At 42.1% G+C, this 21,997-nt stretch carries 21 protein-coding genes, 1 pseudogene and 1 riboswitch; of the genes and pseudogenes, 8 read left to right on the top strand and 14 right to left on the bottom strand.

The window, feature by feature from the left end:
* Entirely contained in the window at positions 1-1,545 is a 1,545-nt protein-coding gene (locus ACXAEA_RS04985) for a spore germination protein (protein WP_475094832.1), read from the bottom strand.
* A gap of 165 nt (positions 1,546-1,710) precedes the next feature.
* Entirely contained in the window at positions 1,711-2,295 is a 585-nt protein-coding gene (gene uptA, locus ACXAEA_RS04980; RefSeq protein WP_475094831.1) for an undecaprenyl phosphate transporter UptA, read from the bottom strand.
* Between the two features lie 150 nt (positions 2,296-2,445).
* On the opposite strand from uptA, the gene ACXAEA_RS04975 reads away from it, so the two are divergent.
* Positions 2,446-3,852, top strand: a complete 1,407-nt coding sequence (locus tag ACXAEA_RS04975) for an amino acid permease (protein ID WP_475094830.1) — start codon at positions 2,446-2,448, stop codon at positions 3,850-3,852.
* A 43-nt stretch (positions 3,853-3,895) separates the two neighbouring features.
* On the opposite strand, the gene ACXAEA_RS04970 is transcribed toward ACXAEA_RS04975, so the two are convergent.
* The gene (locus ACXAEA_RS04970) at positions 3,896-4,099 is read right to left on the bottom strand and encodes a hypothetical protein (RefSeq protein WP_475094829.1); all 204 of its coding nucleotides are present in this window, start codon (positions 4,097-4,099) and stop codon (positions 3,896-3,898) included.
* A 216-nt stretch (positions 4,100-4,315) separates the two neighbouring features.
* Between ACXAEA_RS04970 and ACXAEA_RS04965 the strand changes: the two genes are divergently transcribed.
* Positions 4,316-5,311, top strand: a complete 996-nt coding sequence (locus ACXAEA_RS04965; protein ID WP_475094828.1) for a potassium channel family protein — start codon at positions 4,316-4,318, stop codon at positions 5,309-5,311.
* On the opposite strand, the gene ACXAEA_RS04960 is transcribed toward ACXAEA_RS04965, so the two are convergent.
* From ACXAEA_RS04960 to ACXAEA_RS04940, 5 genes are all read right to left on the bottom strand, one after another.
* Positions 5,305-5,712 (bottom strand): YugN-like family protein, encoded by a 408-nt coding sequence (locus ACXAEA_RS04960; protein ID WP_475094827.1) that lies wholly within the window; start codon positions 5,710-5,712, stop codon positions 5,305-5,307. The two genes, ACXAEA_RS04965 and ACXAEA_RS04960, sit on opposite strands and share 7 nt — an antisense overlap.
* Before the next feature lie 811 nt (positions 5,713-6,523).
* On the bottom strand, positions 6,524-7,873 hold the full coding sequence (locus tag ACXAEA_RS04955) for a glucose-6-phosphate isomerase (protein ID WP_475094826.1): 1,350 nt from the start codon (positions 7,871-7,873) through the stop codon (positions 6,524-6,526).
* A gap of 185 nt (positions 7,874-8,058) precedes the next feature.
* Positions 8,059-8,715 (bottom strand): class D sortase, encoded by a 657-nt coding sequence (locus ACXAEA_RS04950; protein ID WP_475094825.1) that lies wholly within the window; start codon positions 8,713-8,715, stop codon positions 8,059-8,061.
* Positions 8,716-8,771: 56 nt separating this feature from the next.
* On the bottom strand, positions 8,772-10,016 hold the full coding sequence (locus ACXAEA_RS04945) for an LPXTG cell wall anchor domain-containing protein (protein WP_475098056.1): 1,245 nt from the start codon (positions 10,014-10,016) through the stop codon (positions 8,772-8,774).
* Positions 10,017-10,165: 149 nt separating this feature from the next.
* Positions 10,166-10,256: riboswitch (cyclic di-GMP riboswitch) on the bottom strand.
* Positions 10,257-10,516: 260 nt separating this feature from the next.
* Complete coding sequence (locus tag ACXAEA_RS04940) at positions 10,517-11,680, bottom strand: iron-containing alcohol dehydrogenase (RefSeq protein WP_475094824.1); 1,164 nt, start codon at positions 11,678-11,680, stop codon at positions 10,517-10,519.
* Positions 11,681-11,873: 193 nt separating this feature from the next.
* On the opposite strand from ACXAEA_RS04940, the gene ACXAEA_RS04935 reads away from it, so the two are divergent.
* On the top strand, positions 11,874-12,107 hold the full coding sequence (locus ACXAEA_RS04935; protein WP_475094823.1) for a DUF378 domain-containing protein: 234 nt from the start codon (positions 11,874-11,876) through the stop codon (positions 12,105-12,107).
* Between the two features lie 40 nt (positions 12,108-12,147).
* Here the strand turns inward: ACXAEA_RS04935 and ACXAEA_RS04930 are convergent, their stop codons facing one another.
* The 4 genes from ACXAEA_RS04930 to ACXAEA_RS04915 form a co-directional block, all read right to left on the bottom strand.
* A complete protein-coding gene (locus tag ACXAEA_RS04930) occupies positions 12,148-13,341 on the bottom strand; it encodes an ornithine--oxo-acid transaminase (RefSeq protein WP_475094822.1) in 1,194 nt (397 codons plus the stop codon).
* A gap of 166 nt (positions 13,342-13,507) precedes the next feature.
* The gene (yugI, locus tag ACXAEA_RS04925; protein ID WP_423407965.1) at positions 13,508-13,903 is read right to left on the bottom strand and encodes a S1 domain-containing post-transcriptional regulator GSP13; all 396 of its coding nucleotides are present in this window, start codon (positions 13,901-13,903) and stop codon (positions 13,508-13,510) included.
* Between the two features lie 121 nt (positions 13,904-14,024).
* Positions 14,025-15,707 carry a hypothetical protein gene (locus ACXAEA_RS04920; RefSeq protein ID WP_475094821.1) on the bottom strand — a complete coding sequence of 561 codons (1,683 nt, stop codon included), beginning with the start codon at positions 15,705-15,707 and terminating at the stop codon, positions 14,025-14,027.
* The gene (locus tag ACXAEA_RS04915) at positions 15,700-16,257 is read right to left on the bottom strand and encodes an RNA polymerase sigma factor (protein ID WP_475094820.1); all 558 of its coding nucleotides are present in this window, start codon (positions 16,255-16,257) and stop codon (positions 15,700-15,702) included. Before ACXAEA_RS04915 ends, ACXAEA_RS04920 begins: the two co-directional genes overlap by 8 nt.
* Before the next feature lie 284 nt (positions 16,258-16,541).
* On the opposite strand from ACXAEA_RS04915, the pseudogene ACXAEA_RS04910 reads away from it, so the two are divergent.
* From ACXAEA_RS04910 to ACXAEA_RS04900, 3 genes and pseudogenes are all read left to right on the top strand, one after another.
* A pseudogene (locus ACXAEA_RS04910) lies at positions 16,542-17,885 on the top strand (sodium-dependent transporter).
* Between the two features lie 88 nt (positions 17,886-17,973).
* A complete protein-coding gene (locus ACXAEA_RS04905) occupies positions 17,974-18,219 on the top strand; it encodes a helix-turn-helix domain-containing protein (protein WP_475094819.1) in 246 nt (81 codons plus the stop codon).
* 268 nt (positions 18,220-18,487) lie between these two features.
* Positions 18,488-19,342: an alpha/beta fold hydrolase gene (locus ACXAEA_RS04900; protein ID WP_475094818.1), complete on the top strand. Its 855-nt coding sequence runs from the start codon at positions 18,488-18,490 to the stop codon at positions 19,340-19,342.
* 44 nt (positions 19,343-19,386) lie between these two features.
* Here the strand turns inward: ACXAEA_RS04900 and ACXAEA_RS04895 are convergent, their stop codons facing one another.
* The gene (locus ACXAEA_RS04895) at positions 19,387-19,647 is read right to left on the bottom strand and encodes a DUF1871 family protein (RefSeq protein WP_475094817.1); all 261 of its coding nucleotides are present in this window, start codon (positions 19,645-19,647) and stop codon (positions 19,387-19,389) included.
* 85 nt (positions 19,648-19,732) lie between these two features.
* Here ACXAEA_RS04895 and ACXAEA_RS04890 point away from each other — a divergent pair, with 85 nt between their 5' ends.
* Complete coding sequence (locus ACXAEA_RS04890) at positions 19,733-20,902, top strand: MalY/PatB family protein (protein WP_475094816.1); 1,170 nt, start codon at positions 19,733-19,735, stop codon at positions 20,900-20,902.
* A gap of 49 nt (positions 20,903-20,951) precedes the next feature.
* Here the strand turns inward: ACXAEA_RS04890 and ACXAEA_RS04885 are convergent, their stop codons facing one another.
* Positions 20,952-21,401 carry a hypothetical protein gene (locus ACXAEA_RS04885; protein ID WP_475094815.1) on the bottom strand — a complete coding sequence of 150 codons (450 nt, stop codon included), beginning with the start codon at positions 21,399-21,401 and terminating at the stop codon, positions 20,952-20,954.
* Between the two features lie 290 nt (positions 21,402-21,691).
* Here ACXAEA_RS04885 and ACXAEA_RS04880 point away from each other — a divergent pair, with 290 nt between their 5' ends.
* Complete coding sequence (locus ACXAEA_RS04880; RefSeq protein ID WP_475094814.1) at positions 21,692-21,979, top strand: hypothetical protein; 288 nt, start codon at positions 21,692-21,694, stop codon at positions 21,977-21,979.
* The last annotated feature ends 18 nt before the right edge of the window (positions 21,980-21,997 follow it).

The following is a 21,997-nucleotide window of genomic DNA, read 5'->3' as shown; positions in this document are numbered from 1 at the left end:
TTATGCTCCATCGCTCTTTTTTTGTGAATCGGATGATTTTAAGAAACCTGGCCTCAGCTTTTCATTTTTAACTAATCTGCGAAAGATTGTATCTTTGGAAGATTTATAGGTGGGTGACAGCGGAGCAAGGTACGGAACACCGAATGATTTCAGTGATACCAAATAAAACAATCCCGCTACGAAAAATGCTGTCATTCCATAGATTCCCATCATCGCCGCACTTATGATAAATCCGAAGCGAATAAGCCGAACCGCAAAATTCAAGCTTAAATCGCTTACTGCAAAGGAACTCAGTCCTCCCAGAGCGACGACGATAATGACAATCGGGCTGATGATATTGGCCTCAACAGCAGCCTGTCCAAGAATTAGGGCACCAACGATACCTATAGTTGGTCCAATGGGACTTGGTACACGCAGCCCAGCTTCCCTGATTAATTCAAATGCGGCTTCCATGATTAAAATCTCAATAACTGCCGGGAAAGGTACTTTTTCACGGGAAGAGGCGATTGCCAGCAATAAGTCAGGTGGGATCATCTCTGCATGGTAGCTTGTAATCGCGACATAGATGGCAGAAGTAAAAATAGTGATAAAAAGGGCAACCATCCTTAATGCTCTTGTAAAATTGCCATAATGAATCCTTAAATAATGGTCTTCAGGACTATGAAAGAATGACCAGAACGTCGCCGGCAGAATCAGGCAGTCTGGTGAATTATCCATTAATAAAGCAATATATCCGTCTTCCAGGAAGGAAGCTGCCCGGTCAGGACGCTCGGTTGTTAAAATACTGGGGAACAAAGAGTAATTCCGCTCCTCGATATACTCTTCGAGAAGGGGCAGATTCTGAATTGCATTCGTTTCGAGACTGCCCAGTCTCTCCTTTATATTGTCAATCAGTTTTTCATTAGCAAGTCCGCGAATGTAAAGGATAAATACATCATTATGAGAGCGCTGTGAGACTTCTGCGGCTTCCACTATAAGGTTTTCATTCCTGACCTTTTTCCTCAGCAGTGATATATTGGCGACTGCCTTTTCATTGAACGCCTCCTTTGGACCTTTGATCAGGATTTCATTATCAGGCTTTTCAATTGCCCTGCTTTGGAAATCAGGACAATCGAAAATGTATGCCTTTGCTTCCCCATCCACAATGAAAAGCGCATTTCCTTTATTTATGTCCCTGACAGCATCCTTCATCAATGAAATTTCATGGACCATTTGTACAGATACAACATCTTTAATCTTTTTATGTGAAGAGGTATTTTCAGTTAATGGCTTAAGGATGTTTTCCTCTATACTCTTAACATCCGAAATCGTGCTGATGAATAATAGAGCAGCTTCCCTGTTGAATCCATCAAGAAATAATTTTCTTAACTTTACATCCCTGTTATCCGGGATGCTGTAAAGCCTTTTAAGTACGGACAAATTATCTTGGAGATTGCTGCTGAATTCTTTTTCCTTTAGGGCTGTTTGCTCCCCCTCAATCTTTTTCGCTGGAGAAGATGACTTCTTTTGCTGTTTCTTGAACAGCCTCAACATTTCCTTCAACATCTGATATACTCCCTGCTGGTCCGGTTATGTCTTTTCCTTTTCTTAACTTTTACTAATCTGCTATGTTTTATGAGCCTTTTTAGTAAATACATTCACTTAGTTGGAAAAGAAGGCTCAGCTTGGCAGGAAAACAAAAAAACTCAGGTTCAACACCTGAGTTTATCGTCAGTTCTTTTTCTTTGAGGCTAGCAGATAGACAATACCTGCTCCCAGTGCAATGATGCTGACCGGGATAATGTACGGTTTTGCAACATCCTTGATTCCGGCCCAATTTTCACCCAGGACGATTCCCAGGTATAGAAAGAAAATTGTCCACGGAATGACTGCCGCAACAGTGTAAAGCGTGAATTTCAAAAACGACATTCTAGCAATTCCAGCTGGAATGGAAATGGCGTGCCTGACCACGGGAATGAATCTTGCGGAAAAGATCACACCTGGCCCATATTTGTTGAACCATTGTTCAGACAGGTCAATATGGTGCTTATTGATCAGCAAATATTTCCCGAATCTTTCAAGCACCGGCCTTCCTCCGTAATAACCCAGCCAGTATAAGAACAGCTGTGCAATCGTGCCTCCAATCGTGCCGGCAATGACCGCTCCCGTAAAACCAATCGTCCCCTGCGATATCATAAATCCCCCATAGCCAAGAACAATTTCACTAGGAATGACTTCAAGCATCAACCCGAGGGCAATTCCAAAATATCCAAGGCTGGATAGCCAGTCCAATACATTCAAAATAAACTCCTGCATGGAAAACCTCCACTCCAATCTTTGCATACTTGTTTCATTATAGTTCTTAATAGATTTTTATGTAAATAAGTGGGTGGATATTTTCGTGAGTTATTTAAAGCGTAAATAAGCACAATATGGTTATGAATTTTTTTATAGGAGTAGATGAGTTTGGAGAATGAGAATAAATTAGGTGTCTGGATTTTAACTGCGCTAGTGGTGGGCAATATGGTTGGGTCCGGAATCTTTATGATTCCACGTTCCCTTTCTGAGGCAGCAAGCCCGCTCGGTGTTTTGCTGGGTTGGATGCTTACTGGTTTTGGTGTATTGATGACTGCCCTCGTATTTGGTAATTTAGCTCTGCGCAAACCGAAGCTGACAGGAGGACCGCAAATTTATGCTAAAGAATTATTCCCTCCCGGTTCGCATGCCGGCACACTTTCCGGATTCATGGCTTCATGGGGCTACTGGATTGGAAATTTTGCTGGAAACATTGCAATCATCACTACCTTTGCCAGCTATCTTTCCACGTTCTTCCCGATTTTGACGAGCAAAACAGAGCTCTTTACAATTGGAAATGCTGTTGTTACTGACGGAAATCTAACGACATTCATTGTCTGTACTATACTTTTATGGGGAACACACTTCATCATTTTGACTGGAATGGAGCATGCCGGAAGAATAAATTTCCTTGCCACTGCTGCAAAGGTTTTAGGTTTCTTCCTGTTCATCATGATTGGTTTATTTGCTTTTCAAAAAGCGAATATCCTGCCATTCTCAGCACCTAGATATGATGAAGCTGGCAACTCCATCGGCTTGTATGGCCAAGTCAATAATGCAGCGATTACCACACTTTGGGCATTCATTGGAGTAGAATCTGCTGTTGTTTTTGCTTCCCGGGCGAAACGCCCTGCAGATGTTAAGCGTGCAACAGTACTGGGCTTAATCATTGCATTAGTCATATACATCGGAATCTCCATGCTGGTTATGGGAATGCTTGATCAAAAAACGCTCATTGCTTCAGAAAAGCCTTTGATTGATGCCATTGAAACAGTGCTTGGACCAATAGGGGGAAAAGTTTTGGCCATACTGGGCCTGATCAGCTTGTTTGGCTCTACCATTGGCTGGGTCTGGTTAAGCGCAGAAGTGCCCTATCAGGCGGCAAGGCAGGGCCTTTTCCTGCCGTCATTCTTAAAAGAAAACAAAAAGGGACTTCCTTCTTTTTCACTCGTTATCACCAACGTTTTAGGACAGCTGTTTATTTTTTCAACTATATCCAATTCGATATCCAATGCTTTTGACTTTATTATTTTTATTGCGACATTGTCCTATTTAGTCCCCTATTTTATCTCTTCTGTATTTCAATTAAAACTTGTCCTGACCGGGGAAACCTATGCTGATATGAAATCAAGAATTATGGATGGCATAATTGCCGTGATTTCGACGATTTACTCCATCTGGGTGATCATCGCGGGCACATCAGATATTAAAACTTTTACCTTTGGAGTCATTCTTCTCGCCAGCGGTATTTTCTTTTACGGCAGGGTCGCATCTCTGAGAAAGAAAGAATTAACATAAATTAAAGCAAGAACCTGCCACGCTGGCAGGTTCTTTTGTCTATTTAGCGCCAGCCGCCGCTAAACAGGACCCTGAGCCCAATATATATGATGACAAATGCAAATAGAACGATGACAATAACTCCGATCATTTTAAAAAAGGTTAAGCCAGCCAGTGTGAAGAGCAGCGGGCCGACTTCCATCAAAGCCCAGCCGGCAAGCATGCAGGCAAGGAACAACAGCACATTCGAACCAGAATTGAATGACATATCATTAATCCCTCCTTTACTTGTCAGCATATGTCCAGAAGGTAACTGAGGTACGTTCTGGTTTGGATTTTGGGCTTTTCAACCCAAAACTCCTGGTTAAAAATCTTCTTGTTCGCTAAAAATAGAATTACATAATTCTAGTTTTGGCTTGTTTTTGATAATGAGAATAGGGGAAAAGGATGAATAATTTTCTTACAAGATATAGGGGGAAAAAAATTGACGAACCAGATTTATATCCGTTTCATACGGCTGCCGATTTTAACGAGGTTTCTAGTCATTGCGGCCTTCATTATTCTTATATTTGGCGCGACGGTACACTTTATTGAACCGAATAGCTTTCCGACGATATTCGATGGAGTCTGGTGGGCTATTATCACAGCCTCCACAGTGGGATATGGAGATTTTTATCCGACAACATTGGCGGGGCGGATTACAGCAATGCTGCTTCTCCTCGTAGGAACGGGCTTTTTATCTTCCTACTTCATTCACCTTTCTGCTTCAACCGTCAACAAACAGAATGAATATTTAGAAGGGAAAGTCGCTTTTAAGGGAGACAGCCATATTATTATCATTGGCTGGAATGAGAGGTCTCGGTCGATTATCCGATCTCTTTCAGAAACTGGTCAACCAATTATTTTAATCGATGAATCACTTGGAGCAAATCCATTACAAAATGATAAATTGCATTTTATCAGAGGGAGAGCGAACAGGGATGATGTATTGCTGAAGGCAAAGATTCAGTCTGCAAAGAAAGTCATCATAACATCTGATCAAAACCTGGATGAACTCCAGGCCGATATGAACACGATTTTGACATTGCTTGCAATTAAGGGACTGAATCCGGGAATTCGTTGTATCGCTGAAATCCTCACAAGCGAACAGGTTAATAATGCACGAAGGGCCGGAGCTGATGAATTGATCCTGACGAATGCATTGACAAGCGCTGTATTCCTGAACAGCATTCCTTCCTCAGATTTCGTCAATCCGCTCCTTGATTTGTTGGGGAATTTTGATGGGAAGCATTTGTCGTACATTTCGGTTGGACCTGAATTGATTGATAAACAGTTTCACGAGGTGAGTGAGTTTTTACGAAGGGAACGCAATATTACATTAATTGGTGTAAAAAAAGGGGATGACATCATCGTCAACCCCATTAACAATATCAAAATTGATTTCGATGACCAGCTTCTGGCCATAACTAACGGTCAATGATTCAGAAGTGAAGACTCTACTTCACGGACGAGCGATTTCCCAACCTCTATATATTTTTCAGGAAAACTGGCATCCTTGTCCACCGGCTCCTGGAATTGATTGAAGGAAGCACTGGCGTTCCCGATGTTCGCATGGTCATCGATGCCCCGCTGATATTTATGCGAGAGCAAAAACGGACGCTGCAATTGGACCGTGCAGCCCCTGGAGTCCAGCTGCCCGTCGATTGATTTAAAAGGAATACGTAAAAATTGATAGCCCACCTCATCATCAATTTTATAATCAAATGCACCATGATCGTAATCCCAATTGCCGCCGATGGTGTATCCTAAAGGTTTAAGCATTTGTTCCAATTTAAAAAGGTCAAAATGTTTACCCTCAAGCTCAGATTTTATCTCAATCAATGGTCGTTCCGCCTTTCCATACGTTTTAGCTTAGTTTTAACCAAAACGGTGGATTTAATGAGCGGGGTTCATGTGAAGGATGCGGGAAAAGCTGTCTGGTCACTGAATGACGGACAAATTCGATTCACTTCTCGCCATTTCTGTCCGTCATGAGCTTGATGACGGACACTTTCGGGTTTCTTTTCGCCATTTCTGTCCGTCATGGGCTTGATGACGGACAGTTTCGGCTTACTTTTCACCATTTTTGTCCGTCATGGGCTTGAGGAAGGACACTTTCGTCTCGCTTTTCTCCAATTTTGTCCGTCATGGGCTAGATGACGGACAAATTCGATTCACTTCTCGCCATTACTGTCCGTCATGGGTTTGATGAAGGACACTTTCGGCTTACTTTTCTCCATTTCTGTCCGTCATGGGCTTGATGACGGACAGTTTCATCTTGCTTCTCTCCATTTCTGTCCGTCATGGGCTTAATGACGGACACTTTCGGCTCGCTTTTCGCCATATCTGTCCGTCATGGGCTTTATGACGGACACTTTCGGCTGGCTTTTCTCCATTTTTGTCCGTCATGGGTTAGATGACGGACAAATTCGATTCACTTCTCGCCATTTCTGTCCGTCATGAGCTTGATGACGGACACTTTCATCTCGCTTTTCTCGATTTCTGTCCGTCATGAGTTTGATGACAGACACTTTCGTTTCGCTTTTCGCCATATCTGTCCGTCATACACGCAGTGACGTCCAGGGCCATCTGATTTTCCTCATTATATGAAAAAGGAGTACCCGCTCGAATGGGTACTCCTTTTGACTATTATTTATTTAAGTCGCTTTTCCAGTTCTGCTTTCTTTTCCTCGAATCCTGGTTTTCCAAGCAGAGCGAACATGTTCACTTTGTATGCTTCAACGCCTGGCTGGTCGAATGGGTTTACGCCGAGCAGGTAGCCGCTCATCGCGCATGCTTTTTCAAAGAAGTATACAAGGTAGCCGAATGTGTACTCATCCAACTGAGGAATTGTCACGACAAGGTTCGGGACGCCTCCATCAGTATGAGCCAGCATTGTTCCTTCGAATGCCTTGTTGTTTACGAAATCAACTGTCTTGCCAGCAAGATAGTTCAAGCCGTCAAGATCATTGGCAGCTTCTTCGATCACCATTTCATGGCGAGGCTTTTCGACCTTGATGATCGTTTCGAACAGATCACGGCGTCCTTCCTGGACATATTGTCCAAGTGAATGCAGATCAGTCGAGAAGTTCGCAGAAGAAGGATAAATTCCCTTCTGGTCTTTTCCTTCACTTTCGCCGAACAACTGCTTCCACCATTCAGAGAAGTACTGAAGGGATGGCTCATAGTTGATCAGCATTTCGATTGTTTTACCTTTATTGTAAAGCGCGTTACGGACAGCAGCATATTGGTAGGCAACGTTTTCTTCCAGCTCAGAATTGCTGAAGTCTTCCCTTGCCTGTGCCGCTCCCTTCATCATTGCTTCAATATCAGAACCGCTTACCGCGATTGGGAGCAATCCTACTGCTGTTAGAACAGAGTAACGCCCGCCAACATCATCAGGAATCACGAATGATTCAAAGCCTTCTTCGTCAGCAAGAGTTTTCAGTGCACCGCGTGCTTTGTCAGTTGTTGCGTAGATGCGTTGGCGTGCCTCTTCCACTCCGTACTTCTCTTCAAGAAGTTTGCGGAAAATGCGGAATGCGATCGCTGGTTCAGTCGTTGTACCTGACTTGGAAATGACATTGATGGAAAAGTCTTTTCCTTCTAAAAGATCCATTACATCCGTCATATAACTAGAGCTGATGTTGTTCCCGATAAAGATGATTTGTGGAGTCTTGCGCTTCTCTTTCGGAAGAGCGTTGTAGAAGCTGTGCTGCAGGAATTCCAGTGCAGCGCGTGCTCCCAGGTAAGAACCGCCGATTCCAACCACTAGCAGCACATCAGAATCGCTTTTAATTTTCTCAGCTGATTTCTGGATACGTGCGAATTCTTCTTTATCATAGTCCACTGGCAGGTCGATCCAACCTAAAAAGTCGCTGCCTGCTCCCGTTTTTTCGTGCAATGAATGATGGGCTACTTTTACAAAATCCCTTAAGTATGTAACTTCGTGTTCACCAAAAAAGCTTAACGCCTTTGAGTAATCAAAACGAACATGTGTCATGTCTGATCCTCCATTTAATTGTATTCTCTATCACTTTAACGAAAGCTCAACCAAGAATCAAGAATCACACTGTAGTGTAAGCGTGACCAATTGTGAAATATTTTCTAAACTTAATGACTACGTTATTTTTTTCCTCGAAAATGATTTTTAAACCCTAAAAAGAGTCCGAATACACAGGACTCTTTTTAGGGCAGCTTGGCTTTGACAATTAATCGGTGCGTAGCTGTATCAATCGGTGTGCAAGTGATTAGTGTCAGGACTTTTTCATCGTCACTTCCATTGAGTACGGAAAGGTCATCTGGTTCGACCACCAGGGTTTCATACACTTCATATTGATATGTCTGATTTTTATCTTTTACGGTCACGATATCTCCTATGCGGATTTCATTTAGTCGGTTGAACATCTGGCCAAACGCCCTGCTGCGATGGGCTGCGATTGCACTGTTGCCGGGCATTCCCGGATTCGCAGTGCCTTCCAGCAGTCCCGAACCTTTATCCAAATTGGACATTGAAGCTCCATACAGAATCGGAAGTTTTAAGTCTATTTTATCGATTTGGATCACACCCACCATACCCGGGGGCAGTGTTTGAATATTTTCTTGGACAGCTTGCTGTTTTCCATCCTCATCAGACAAGCTTTCCGGTTCAATTGTGTCAGCGTGGGTTTTCATACTAAAAACTTCTTCCAGTTCACTTAAACTCTCAGCAGGTTTCACTTTAGATTCTTCCCACTGATCAATCATTTCCTTCTGGTTATTAGAGGTATAGAGATCTTTTATTGAAGGATAAAAAAAGATCGAAAAGCCTGTTAGAATCAAAATTAATGACAATGTTTTTTTCACGTTATCACCCCTTACATAATGAAAGAGGGGAATCTCTTCCCCTCCATTTTGTCTGTTTAATTCTTCAGTGGATTCTTGAACCTAAGTAAAACTCCTCCTGCAGCAATCAGGAAACCTAGTACATAGAACATCATCCTGCTGCTCTCTCCTGTCTGAGGAAGTTCCCCACTTGCCCAATCCTGTTGATTCGATGTACCACCAGAATCAGAATGATTCACTGGAACCGCTGTAGAAACATCCTCATCGTCTTCTGCCTCAATCGTTTCATTCTGCAGGGTCCATTTCATTTCGAGAGTCAGCACACCCCCTGCAATTTCAATCGTACTCTCTTGAAATTGCGTTAGCTGGATGAACTTGATTACGCTATTGCTTGTAATTTCGATTCCCCGAATAGCATCCAGTTCAATATCTTCCGGTAGACTCAGACTAAAGACGTTATTGGCTCTCTCGAAACCAAGCCTCTTTCCGTTCATCATTATCAATGTCATATTATCAATCTTTTCATGATTTTCATTCACCATGACATTAATTGTTGAAAATGCTGATAAGGTTTGGGCTGGTTCCTCTGGATCTGCTGCAGGGAGTTCGCAATTTTCGAGCCAGTAATTAACGGAGCCTTCTGCTTCCACTCCTTCTCGTACTTCATCGACTGGAATGACAAGCTCTTCCCCTGATGTAAAAACAAGTTTAAAAGCGGCGATATCATCCTTCACGAACTCTCCATCATCGAACATTTTGAATAACGGGGAACTCCCTGGGTTCGTCATTTCATGCCATTCGCTATTCACCAGGACAAATCCTGATTCGACTGGTGCCATACACTTATCTATATGAAGGTGAATTTGGGTGCTTTTGTTTGCATCCTTGCTTGCTGGAGGTGCAGGTGTTGAATCATTTTCTCCTTCTTCTGTTGAAGGAGCATTCTCATTTCCCTCATCTTCCACTGGATTATTATCTTCATTCCCTGGGTTTTCATCTTCTTTTGGCTCATTGGAAAATTGCTGGTTGGTTTCTTCATCTGCTTGCTCAGCATCTCCACTATCCTCATTAGTTGAAGAATTGCTTTCCTTCGATGGCTCAGCTTCATTTTTATTAGTGAATGCTTTAACGGCTGGCTGTGCCTTGTCCTTTTCAGGATCTTGCGGCGATTTTTCAGCTTGTTTGCCATTTTGATCCTTTTCTGCTTTTTGACTGTTAATATTCTGCTGTGCCTTGTTTTCCTCAGCAAACGTCCCTGAGCCTGGTAATGTAATCATAAACACGAGCAAAAATGCGAGAATCATGGAGAAAAGCTTGTACATTTTCAATTTCCTGCCTCTTTTCTTGTTAAAAATTTGAGCACACTAAATAAACTGAATATTCAGTCATTTAAAAATAAATGCACCCCTCCCTACATTTCAATTGAACTGTTATCATCGGACATAAAAGCCACAGGAATGAGTTCTGTTTCAATGGTGGCTGGAAGATCGTAGCTGGATTTTTGCAGCCTTAGACTCCTGGCTTTGCGTCACTGCTTTTCAACAGGTTTGCTTTTTACATGAAGGATGAAGGATGAAAGTTAATTATGTAAATTATTCCTCAGGCTCCATTGTCTTACATTTAGTGACTTACCACAGTTAGCCCAGCACTTAAACATTTAGACCTATAAAATAAATTGGTAATTTTTTCTCTAATTTCATTTTTCCACCGAAATATATGATTATTTAAGTGATAATTGAATATGTAACTTACTTTTGCAGAGAGAGTTTTGTCATGCTATATAGACAAAGGACCCAGGAAATATCCTGGGTCCTTTCAGTTTTTATAAAGACATGCGATAGATTTCAAGCACATCATCGCGTTTCAATTTAGCAAAATTGCCGAACTCTCCATTGACCATTGCCTTGTCAGCCATGATTTCCAGCTTGCTGTCATCAATATCGTAATCGGCAAGTCGTGATGGTGCATCAATGCTGTTCCAGAATTCCCGAAGTTTTTCGATGCCTTCCAATCCAGCTTCTTCATCAGTCTTCCCATCGGGATTCACACCGAAGACTCTGACAGCTATTTTCTTGAAACGTTCTGGTTTTACCTTGAGGTTATGCTTCATCCAGTTAGGGAACAGGATTGCCAGTCCGCCGCCATGGGGAATATCGTACACGGCTGATACGGCGTGTTCGATATTGTGAGTTGCCCAGTCTCCACGGTACCCCATGTTAAGGATTCCATTCAATGCCATCGTTCCTGCATAAAGGATGGTTGCACGGTATTCGTAATTTTCAAGGTCCTCTAACAGTTTTGGAGCTGTTTCCATCACTGTCAGCAGCAAGGATTCGCACATTCGGTCCTGGAATTCCGTATTCTCTGTCAAATGGTAGTAATGCTCGAGAACATGGGACATCATGTCGACAATCCCATAAATCGTTTGGTCTTTTGGAACTGTGAATGTATTTACAGGATCCAATATAGAGAATTTCGGGAATGTTACCGGGCTGCCCCAGCCGTATTTTTCATTCGTTTCCCAATTGGTGATGACGGAACCTGCATTCATTTCCGAACCTGTCGCTGCCAGTGTAAGTACGGTTCCGAAAGGAAGTGCTTCTGTTGCGAAGGCTTTCTTTGTGACAAGGTCCCAGGCATCTCCGTCATATTTTGCTCCAGCTGCGATCGCTTTTGTACAGTCGATGACACTGCCGCCGCCCACTGCCAGCAAAAATTCAATTCCTTCTTCTTTGCAAATTTTCACGCCTTTATGAACAGTCGACAGGCGGGGATTCGGCTCAACACCCGGAAGCTCGAATACCTCCGCATCTATTTCTTTTAAGTTGGTCATAACAGCATCATAAAGCCCGTTGCGCTTAATGCTGCCGCCCCCATATACAAGAAGAACCTTTTTCCCATACTGAGGGACTTCATTCTTCAATTCTGCAAGCTGGCCTTTGCCAAAAATCAGCTTAGTTGGATTATGAAACGTAAAGTTATCCATTTAAATCACCTTCCTCTAAGGGTAATTATGTTCTTTTTTAAAAGGCAATGCAAAAAATTACACTTCTTAATCTTCTCCAATGTGCTCTAAAATGTTACAGGTTTTTATTATGGGGAAAAATAGAATGAATAATTTTTTCGCAGCTGAATCACCCTATATACGAACCAAGTTAATTTTAAGGGAGGAAAGGTCCATGAGCGGTATTCAACGAATAGCATTGGTTCTAACAATTATCGGAGCCATCAACTGGGGCTTAGTCGGATTCTTCCAATTTGATCTTGTCGCAGCAATTTTCGGTGGCCAGGATTCTGCATTGGCCAGGATCGTCTACGGTCTTGTTGGACTTGCTGGTTTAATAAACCTTGGTCTTCTTTTCGCACCAAGTGAAAGAGAAGAAAGAGCTGCTGAACCACGGGCAACTCGTTAACAGAATGAAAAAATCCGCCTGGAATGGCGGATTTTTTTTGTTATGATAATACCTTTTGGATTCGTTCAATCGCCCAGTCCAAATCTTCCTGGCTGATGACAAGCGGAGGAGCGAAACGGATGACAGTGTCATGTGTTTCTTTGCATAGTAGTCCTTCTTCTTTCAGATCTTCACAATACTTGCGGGCAGGTTCTGTCAGTTCAACCCCAATAAACAATCCGCGGCCGCGAATATCCTTGATGATTGGGTTGTCGATTTCACGTAGCTTGCTGATGAAATATTCTCCAAGTTCAAGAGAACGATCAGCTAACTTTTCGTCAATCAATACGTCAAGGGAGGCAATTGAAACGGCACAGGCCATTGGATTTCCTCCAAAGGTAGAACCGTGGGAACCAGGGTTGAAGACGCCGAGTACATCATTGTCTGCTACGACACATGAAATCGGGAATACCCCGCCCCCAAGCGCTTTGCCAAGGATGTACATATCAGGCTCGATTCCTTCCCATTCGCAAGCGAACATTTTACCTGACCGCGCTAATCCTGCCTGGATCTCATCGGCGATAAAAAGAACATTGTTTTCTTTACATAGATTATGTGCAGCTTTCATGAAGCCTTCAGGCGGGATGACAATCCCAGCTTCACCCTGGATCGGTTCGATCAAGAAAGCAGCAGTATTAGGAGTGATGGCTTCCTTCAATGCTTCTAAATCACCGTATGGAATCAACTTGATTCCTGGCAGCATTGGTCCAAAGCCTCGCTTGTATTCTGCTTCTGAAGAAAGTGACACCGCCGTCATTGTACGGCCGTGAAAATTGCCGATGCATGCGATGATTTCAGCCTGATCCTCTGCTACCCCTTTTACATCATATGCCCAGCGACGAGCGGCTTTCACAGCCGTTTCCACTGCTTCTGCACCCGTATTCATTGGCAGTGCCATCTCTTTATTTGTCAATTTGCAAATTTTTTCGTACCATGGTCCGAGCTGGTCATTGTGGAATGCTCTTGAAGTAAGCGTCACGCGATCAGCCTGGTCCTTAAGCGCCTGGATGACCTTCGGATGGCGGTGCCCCTGGTTGACTGCAGAATACGCACTCAGCATGTCCATGTATTTATTTCCTTCAGGATCTTCTACCCAAACTCCTTCTGCCTTTGAAATAACAATTGGCAGTGGATGATAATTATTCGCACCATACTTTTCAGTTTGTTCAATCAGAGAATTCGTTTTTGTGGTCATGATACTTCCTCCGTTCCAATGAAAAAATCGGTTAGACATTCATATTGTAACCTGTAAGCTCTTTCATTTTAACCCCCTTGAGAAAGAAAAACCTGATTTATCTGCTTTTTCAAAAAGCACTCCTGATTGAGCCATAAAAAAAAACCGGATTTCTCCGGTTTTTTCATTACTTCTTAGCCATATCAGACTGGTCGATCCACTCTTGAAGCTTATCCTTCAATGTGTTAAAACCTTGTGCTGAATCATCCTGGTATTGGACAACTGCAGCTGGACGCTTGTTGCGTGGCTTCTTTGGTGCGCGTTGTACTTGTTCTGGTGCTTCTTCAGTAGCACGGATTGACAAGCCAATTTTTCCAGCAGCTTCATCAATTGACAAAACTTTCACTTTCACTTCATCGCCAACTGTAAGATGCTCGTTGATGTCCTTAACATAACCGTGTGTAATTTCGGAAATGTGAACTAGACCTTGTGTATTTTCATCTAATGCTACGAAAGCGCCATATGGCTGAATTCCTGTTACTTTTCCTGTTAAAACGCTGCCTACTTCGATTTTCTCTGACATGGAAACACTCCTAAATATTGTTTTATTTTATCCCATTAATACGCAATTAAAAATTATATCATATATTATAGTTTTAATCAAAAGGAATAAGATAATTCTTATTTAGGCTTCCATATTTAAACTATTGCAGCGGCATAAACCTTACTTTCCATATTCCCTTTTCCTGGACCATCTGGAATACCAATGAATCCTGGCCAGAGAAATGCAATTCTATCCCAGATATTTTTTCAGGCTCGTTGTCAGGATGGTAAAGTGTCGCATATTCATACCCTTTTAGTAGATCGCCAAGGTCAAAGCCTGCTTCCTGCTGTTCTTTTATATATTGCTTCTCAGAAGGCTTTGCATCGTCCTGGCTGTACAATGCATACTTTGTTCCAAAATCTTTTTGGCTGTCCGCTTGGAAGTACAGCTGCATAATTTCAAACGGACCATAGCTTTTTAGGATATTTGCATTCTTTTTAGCCGCAAATTCTTTGTAGGCTGACTGCAGTTCATCAGACAGCATGTGAATGCTCTGTGTGAACCCTTCCTCAGGTTTATTCAGTCCAGATGTAATGTGCAAGTATTTAGGATAGATTCCATCCACTTCAATTTCTACAATTTCCTTGAAATCCGTTTTTTCCAGCTGCTGATAGTATATTCTCAACGCTGCACCTGTATCGGTATTTGGATAATTGTTCATTACATGCTGATATGCCTTTTTAACATCTTCTTTTAGTACATTATTTTCATCAAAGATCGGATTTGATGGAGAGCCTAGAATAAATAGCATATATAGTGATTGGGCATCATTTGTTATCCATTGCGATACCTTATAATCGCGGACAATGTTGCTCTGCTTCTCAAGATTGACCAGAAGTTCACCCAAATTTTGATAGGACATTACAATCCCTTGCTGATTTTGGACTTTGTTGCTTCTCAACTTTAAATAGATGCGATAATCTTCATTATTGCTTTCCTTTAAACGATCCGCTACACCATTGAAATCAATATAAGGAACGATACTGCCTTCCTCTTCACGGAAAGCATAACCATTCTCCACGGCAGCTGCCGCCAATTTTCTCAAACCTTCATTCGAGAAGTCTTTTCCTCCTGCATTTAGTTTTCCGATGACAGATGATAGGCTTCCCTTTTCAATCGCCTGTTCCAAATCCCATTCATAAAGAACCATTGATTGAAATAATGCTCCCCAATATGATTCAAGCTGTCTAAGCAGATGCTCTTCTCTCAGTCCGACTTCTTGATGACTGTCATCTTTAGATATTTCCTCGATAATTTCAGAAGGAAGTGTGAAAGCATCATCAACTGTTCCTCTGAGCTGATTTAGCACCAGTTCAAATTTTTCCTGATTATAGTTCTCCGGATTTTCTAGCATGTCATATTCGGCTGCTTCGATTTCAAGAGGAATGTTCTGGTACAACCAGCTTTCATAACCATACCCTAGACCCAATTTTTCTTTTGTTTCCTTTTGTTTTTCAGAATAATATTTCCTCACACTATCAAATTCCGCTTTCACTTCTGATTCATCAAGCAGTTCTTCATTATGTTCCGAAGCCTTCGAAAACTCGGTTCTCTCAGGGTATGCATCGTTTTCCCCGATGTACTGCATCATTAAAATCCCGGCAATCATCCCTACTCCGATGAAGCTTGCGGCATAAGGGAGGTGAATCCATTTATTCTTCTTTTTACTCTTCTGATCTTTTTTAATGGCCGCAAGGATTGCTGAGCGATTTTCTTCTTCAGGTATATCGTTATAAGCCTTTTTCAGACTTTCCAGACGTTTTTCCAACAACTGATCATCCATGGTTTTCACCTTCCCTTTCCTCGGACAGGACAAGTAGCTTTTTCAAGTGTTCCTTCCCTCTTGAAAGACGCGTTTTCACATTCCCCAATGAAATCCCAGTTATTTCGGCAATTTCATCATAGCTTTTATCATGGAAATAAAAGAGGACGATCGGAATCCGGTACTTTTCATCAAGTTTTTGGATGCACTCATGGAGTGTTCTGTCTTCCTCATAACGAAGGACATTTTCTTCAGCCGTTTTCCCGTTGAACGTCCTTTCTTTACCGAATTTCAGAACCTTTTTGATTTGCCTTTGTTTATTTCGGGCAAAATCCCTGGTTACGTTCAAAGTAATTTTATAAAGCCAAGTTGTGAATTTCGCTTGCGAAAATTGATCAAGGAAGCGGTACACCCTGACAAACACTTCCTGGGTAATATCATCGATATCGTCATATTTGTTTCCGAGCTGGAAGGCAAAGCGTTTGACAGTGGGAGTGTGGATATCAATCAACTCCGCAAAAGCCTGCATATTGCCGTTCCGAGACCGGAAAACTAATTCTTCATCATTCATTTGGATCCCCCAAACTGATTTTCATCAATAATCTCTTTGTTTTTGTCGGCCTTGTATCGAATTTGTTAATACTGATACGAATAACGATTGAAAACTAACTATTTGTCTGTAAAACGATGGAATTCCGTATTTGTTTCAAAAAAATAACAAAAAATTAAAATATAGGGTATAGCATGAAATTGCTAGGATTTTATCAGAAAGAATAGTAACATGGAGAAATAATTTTCTGTTAAATCAGAAAATCGTTTTTGGAATAATTAAATTTTTTATAAAGGAGTTTTTTCATGAATAAGCACGAACAATGGACCTCCAAGCTTGGGTTCATCCTGGCTGCGGCGGGATCTGCCATTGGACTCGGGGCAATTTGGAAGTTCCCATATATGGCAGGTACGAATGGCGGCGGGATTTTCCTGATCTTCTTCCTGCTAATGACGATTTTTATCGGTGCGCCGATTCTATTAGCCGAATTCATTATCGGCAGGAACACCCAAAAAGATGCTGTCATGTCATACAAGCACCTCGCTCCCAAAAGCGCGTGGCCATTGCTGGGATATGGCGGCGTCATCGCATCTTTCATTATCCTTTCGTTCTATAGCGTAGTCGGTGGCTGGATCCTTTCTTATCTGGGCAGAAGCTTCACGGGATCTTTGTCAGGATTGACACAGGCAGAGTATGGAGCTGCTTTTGATAAAATTATCTCCTAGCCAGTCGAGGCAGTTGCTGTACAGTTCCTCTTCCTGCTGCTGACCATATGGGTCGTCCAGGGCGGTGTACAGCAGGGCATTGAAAAAGCCAGTAAATATATGATGCCAGCCTTGTTCATTCTTTTTATCATCCTCGTCATCCGTTCCCTTACACTTGAAGGAGCGATGGCAGGGGTCGAATTTTTCCTTAAACCAGACTGGTCCGCTGTTACTGGCCAAACCATCCTTTTGGCACTCGGACAGTCCTTTTTCGCCTTAAGCGTCGGGTTATCGGTAATGGTGACATACGCTTCATATTTATCAAAGGGTGAGAGCCTCGCCAAATCCGCTTTCTCAGTAGTAGGTCTGAACATCATCATTTCTCTGCTGGCCGGACTGGTGATCTTCCCTGCTGTATTTGCACTTGGCTTCGAGCCTGAAGCAGGTCCTGGACTAGTGTTCGTAGTTCTCCCGGCCGTGTTTGATCAGCTGGCATTCGGCGGAATATTTTTAACGATTTTCTTAATATTATTGCTGTTTGCGACACTGACTTCAGCTTTTTCCATCCTGGAAATCATCGTGGCTGTCCTCTCTAAAGGCGACAAAATGAAAAGAAAAAAATATTCCTGGATTTCAGGAATGCTCGTTTTTGCTGCAGGCATTCCGAATGCACTTTCATTTGGCGTATTATCAGAGGTGAAGTTTTTCGGTAAAACCTTCTTTGATCTGGCCGACTTCCTGACAAGCAATATCGCCCTGCCGCTTGGCGCCTTATTCATCGCCATATTTGTCGGCTATGCGCTGCCGGGAAAATTGGTAAGGCAAGAGCTGGAGGAAGGCTCAGGAAAAAGTGCATTACTATTCAGAATCTGGTACTTTTCCATCCGTTACATCGTACCAATCGGAATTGGCATGGTGTTCTTACAGTCAGTTGGCATCCTCTAAAGTTAAGAAAACGTTCACATCATTGTCGATATTTTCAAAAATTTAATGATAAAATTATAGTAAGAGATATTGATGGAGGTGAAGAGCAATGACTGCAATTGGCCAAAATATCAAGAGTTGCCGTGAAAGGGTCGGAATTTCCCAGGAGGAGCTCGCTTTAAAAATCAGGGTAGGTACGCAAACAATCAGAAGGTACGAAAGCGGTGAGCAGCTCCCTAAATTGCAGACCATTCTAAAAATCTCAACAGCCCTCGATGTCCCAGCGTCGGAGCTAATGGGAGAATTTTATTACGCAGCACCGCCAGAACATGACCAGAAGCATAGTACCTTGTAAGAGACCGCATCGAGCAGGCAGTGAAGTCCTGCTCTTTTTATTTTGAAAATTTTTTTAAAATAGGTATATCAGTCTTGCAAACTGGTTAACCTAATCCCATAAGGCTTTCTAGTATTCCCCCTTTTTTAATGGGCACCTGATCAGGTGTCCATCTTTTTTTGTTGTCTTCAGTTTAAATCACCAAATTTTGTGTGTGAACTTCCGATTCGCGGGGAAAATAAATGGCATACCTAACGAATTTCACAAAAATGTCAGGAGTGAAAGCCGAATGGAATTTGCCAGGAATAAAACGGTAAAAGGAATCGAGCTTTATTATGAACACTACCAGCACCCAGAGCCAAAGGAAACGCTCGTGCTGCTCCATGGTTTTCTTTCCTCTACTTTCAGCTTCAGGCATTTGATTCCCCTGCTGAAAGAGGATTATAACGTGATATCAGTGGACCTGCCGCCTTTCGGAAAGAGCGGAAAGGTTCCCAGTTTTAAATACTCGTATCATAATCTGGCGACTACGGTTGTTGAATTGATGAAGTCCCTCGGGATTCCTGAATTCAATGTTGTTGGCCATTCAATGGGCGGGCAGATTGCCTTGAATATTCTGTTGCATTACCCTGAACATGCGAAAAAGGGCATATTGCTTTGCAGCTCGGGCTATTTGAAAAAGGCGAAGCTCCCGCTTGTATTATCAAGCTACATTCCTTATTTTCACCTCTATGTAAAGTTTCACCTTGCCCGTTCAGGTGTGAAGCAAAATTTGCAAAACGTCGTATACGACCATTCGATGATCAATGACGAAATGCTGTACGGCTATCTGACTCCTTTTCTGGAAGATGATATTTTCAAAGCATTGACGATGATGATCCGGCATCGCGAAGGTGACCTTACATCCGAGGAATTAAAAAAAATCAATGCACCATGCCTGATGATCTGGGGTGAACACGATAAAGTCGTGCCAGTGAGTGTTGGAAGACGATTGAATAATGATTTGAAGAATTCGGAGCTGGTCATCCTGAAAGAGACCGGCCATCTCGTACCCGAGGAACGGCCAGAAGAGGTACATCAGCTGATTAACAGCTTCATTGCCGAAGAGAGAATAGTGGAAGCAACAGCAAACGGCAGCCACTGATGGCTGCCGTTTCAGTAATTTGTTTGAAAAATATTACTACAATGTTATAAAGAGCAAACATCCTCGTTTTTGATTTCCAGCAGTGTGTTCGCGATTGCAAGACAATCAGTGTATGGCAACACCTGTTCAAACGAAAACTCAAATACAGACTGGATTCTTCTTGCGATTTTATCCCCATCATCATAATCATGGACAGCCTGGAGGATATCCGCGATTTCCGGGTCGAATTCGCCTGCACCTATTTTAAAAGGATCCCATTTATTCAAAACATCAATTAATTTATAGGTAAGTTCTTTTGATTCCAATCCAATCACCTGATTATTTTTTAAAAATATTTTATCATAAACATAGGGTAAGATAAATTTTTCAGGAAAAGGCGGTGCGTACATAGTGGAAAGAATTGATTTTGACAAAGTGGTCGACCGTAACAAATCACATTCTGTAAAGTGGGACTCAATTGAAAAGGTTTTCGGGACAGGTGATGTCCTGCCGATGTGGGTTGCGGACATGGATTTTCATCCTCCCAAGGCCGTAATGGATGCCTTGAGAGCGCGGATTGAGCATGGTGTGTTCGGTTATACATTCGTTCCTTTATCAGTGACAGAAGCCATCCAGGACTGGATGAAGAAACGCCATAACTGCGATTTCAAAAAATCATCCATCGTTTTTAGCGAAGGTGTGGTGCCATCCATCAGCACAGCAATCCGTGCTTTCACAGAAAAAGGCGACAAAGTACTGGTCCATTCTCCTGTGTACCCACCCTTTTTCAATATGATTAAAAATAATGACCGTACGCTCGTTACTTCAATCCTAAAATATGATAACGGCCGTTACGATATCGATTTTGCTGACTTTGAAGCAAAACTGAAAGATGGCGTGAAAATGTTTATTCTCTGCAACCCGCATAATCCAGGCGGAAGGGTCTGGACAAAAGCCGAACTCGAAAAAATCGGGGACCTGTGCGCGAAGCATGACTGCCTGATCGTTTCAGATGAAATCCACTCCGATCTAGTATTCGAGCACAATGTCCATACGCCAATTGCTTCAATTAAAGATGAGTACAAGGAAATCACAACGACGTTCATCGCACCTAGCAAAACCTTCAATCTCGCCGGGCTGCAGGCTTCTGCCGCGCTGATCCCGAACAAGGAATTGAAGAGCAAATTCAAGGAAATCCAGCAGCAGCAAGGCTTCTTCACCTTGAATGCATTTGCTATAGCCGGGATGGAAGCTGCCTACCGGGAAGGCGAGCCGTGGCTTGAGCAGCTGTTAACTTATCTGGATGAAAATATGAAAGTGGCCACCGATTATATCAAGGATCACCTTCCTGCGCTCAAGCCAATGAAAGCCGATGCCACTTACCTGCTGTGGATCGACTGCCGCGACCTTGGATGGAGCGATGAAGAAATCAAGGAAAAACTACTGTACAGAGGGAAGCTCGGTCTTGAACCCGGGACGAAATATGGTGAAGGCGGAGAAGGCTTTGTCAGGATGAACCTCGCCTGCCCGCGCGAAACCTTGAATGAAGGACTTGAGAGGCTGAAGAAGGCATTCAGTTGATCGACTAATAGAAATGGAGCCTCCCTTACAAGGGATGGCTCCATTTTTATTAAGCACTGATTTCCAGCGCATCGTAATATGGCTGTAAGGAATAACGGATGATTGTATCCATGAAAGGATGCAGCTGCTCCGGGATCAGCTGTCTTGCGTATTCCCAAGCATTCTCCTCAATTCTGAGTGCGATTCCTTTTTTCGAGTATTCGTTGCTGCATGCATCCATCTGGTCGATTAATTCCGCGAGCTGACTGTCTTCGGCATGGCCAATTTCATGTGCGAAAACAACGGCCAGATAATCTTCAAAATGATCCAATGATGAGAAGATTTGCAGGCACTGGGCCTTAATTTCTTCAATATATAATGTGATAGTATGAGATCCAAAATTATATTTCCCGCCCGCAAACCGGTCTCCAGGAAAATATGACTCAAGCATAACTGTAACACTGCTGCCAGATTGGATAAGAATCTGTTCGACGACATTCTCTATGTGTAAATCCTTCAATTTTTACCCCTACTCATAGTTTTAGAATATAAAAGGTATTATAACGCGTTAGTAAAGTAAAGAAAACATGACTTTTACCCTGATTTTTAGACATCAAAACATTTCTAAAAATGAATCATATAAAAAAGATTCTATAGAGTAGTTATCGACAATTCTCATAAATTTATTCAACATATATTTATTGATGTAGATACCAAGTTATAAAATTTATCTTATTTAAATCGACTATTAGATAAGAAAATAAAATATAATATTCTCTATAAAGAACAAAATATTAAAGGAGGTATGAAATGCTGTCTTTAGAGCAAAAGAGAGAAATTTTAAATTCCTTCGATGAACTTAGAGAACACAAGGATAAGTTTGGACGTTACTTTTATTATTACGATAAATCGCCATCGCGAAAAAAGATTGTAGGAAGAGAGTTTGTAAAATCAGGTAACGGATATATATTTGGTTTATTAATACCTGAATGTAAGAATCAACTTTATAAAGATGGTTCTGTATGTGTAAAGAAATTTTCTGCACTCGAGTTAAGGGAGATCGTCAGAAAATCTATTAATTCGTTAAATATTAAATAAGAGAAGAAAAACTGTTTT

This window comes from Mesobacillus sp. ABV4_180 (assembly GCF_056158485.1).
Note: the sequence above shows the minus strand (reverse complement) of the source record. Positions and strands in the feature narration are given on the sequence as shown.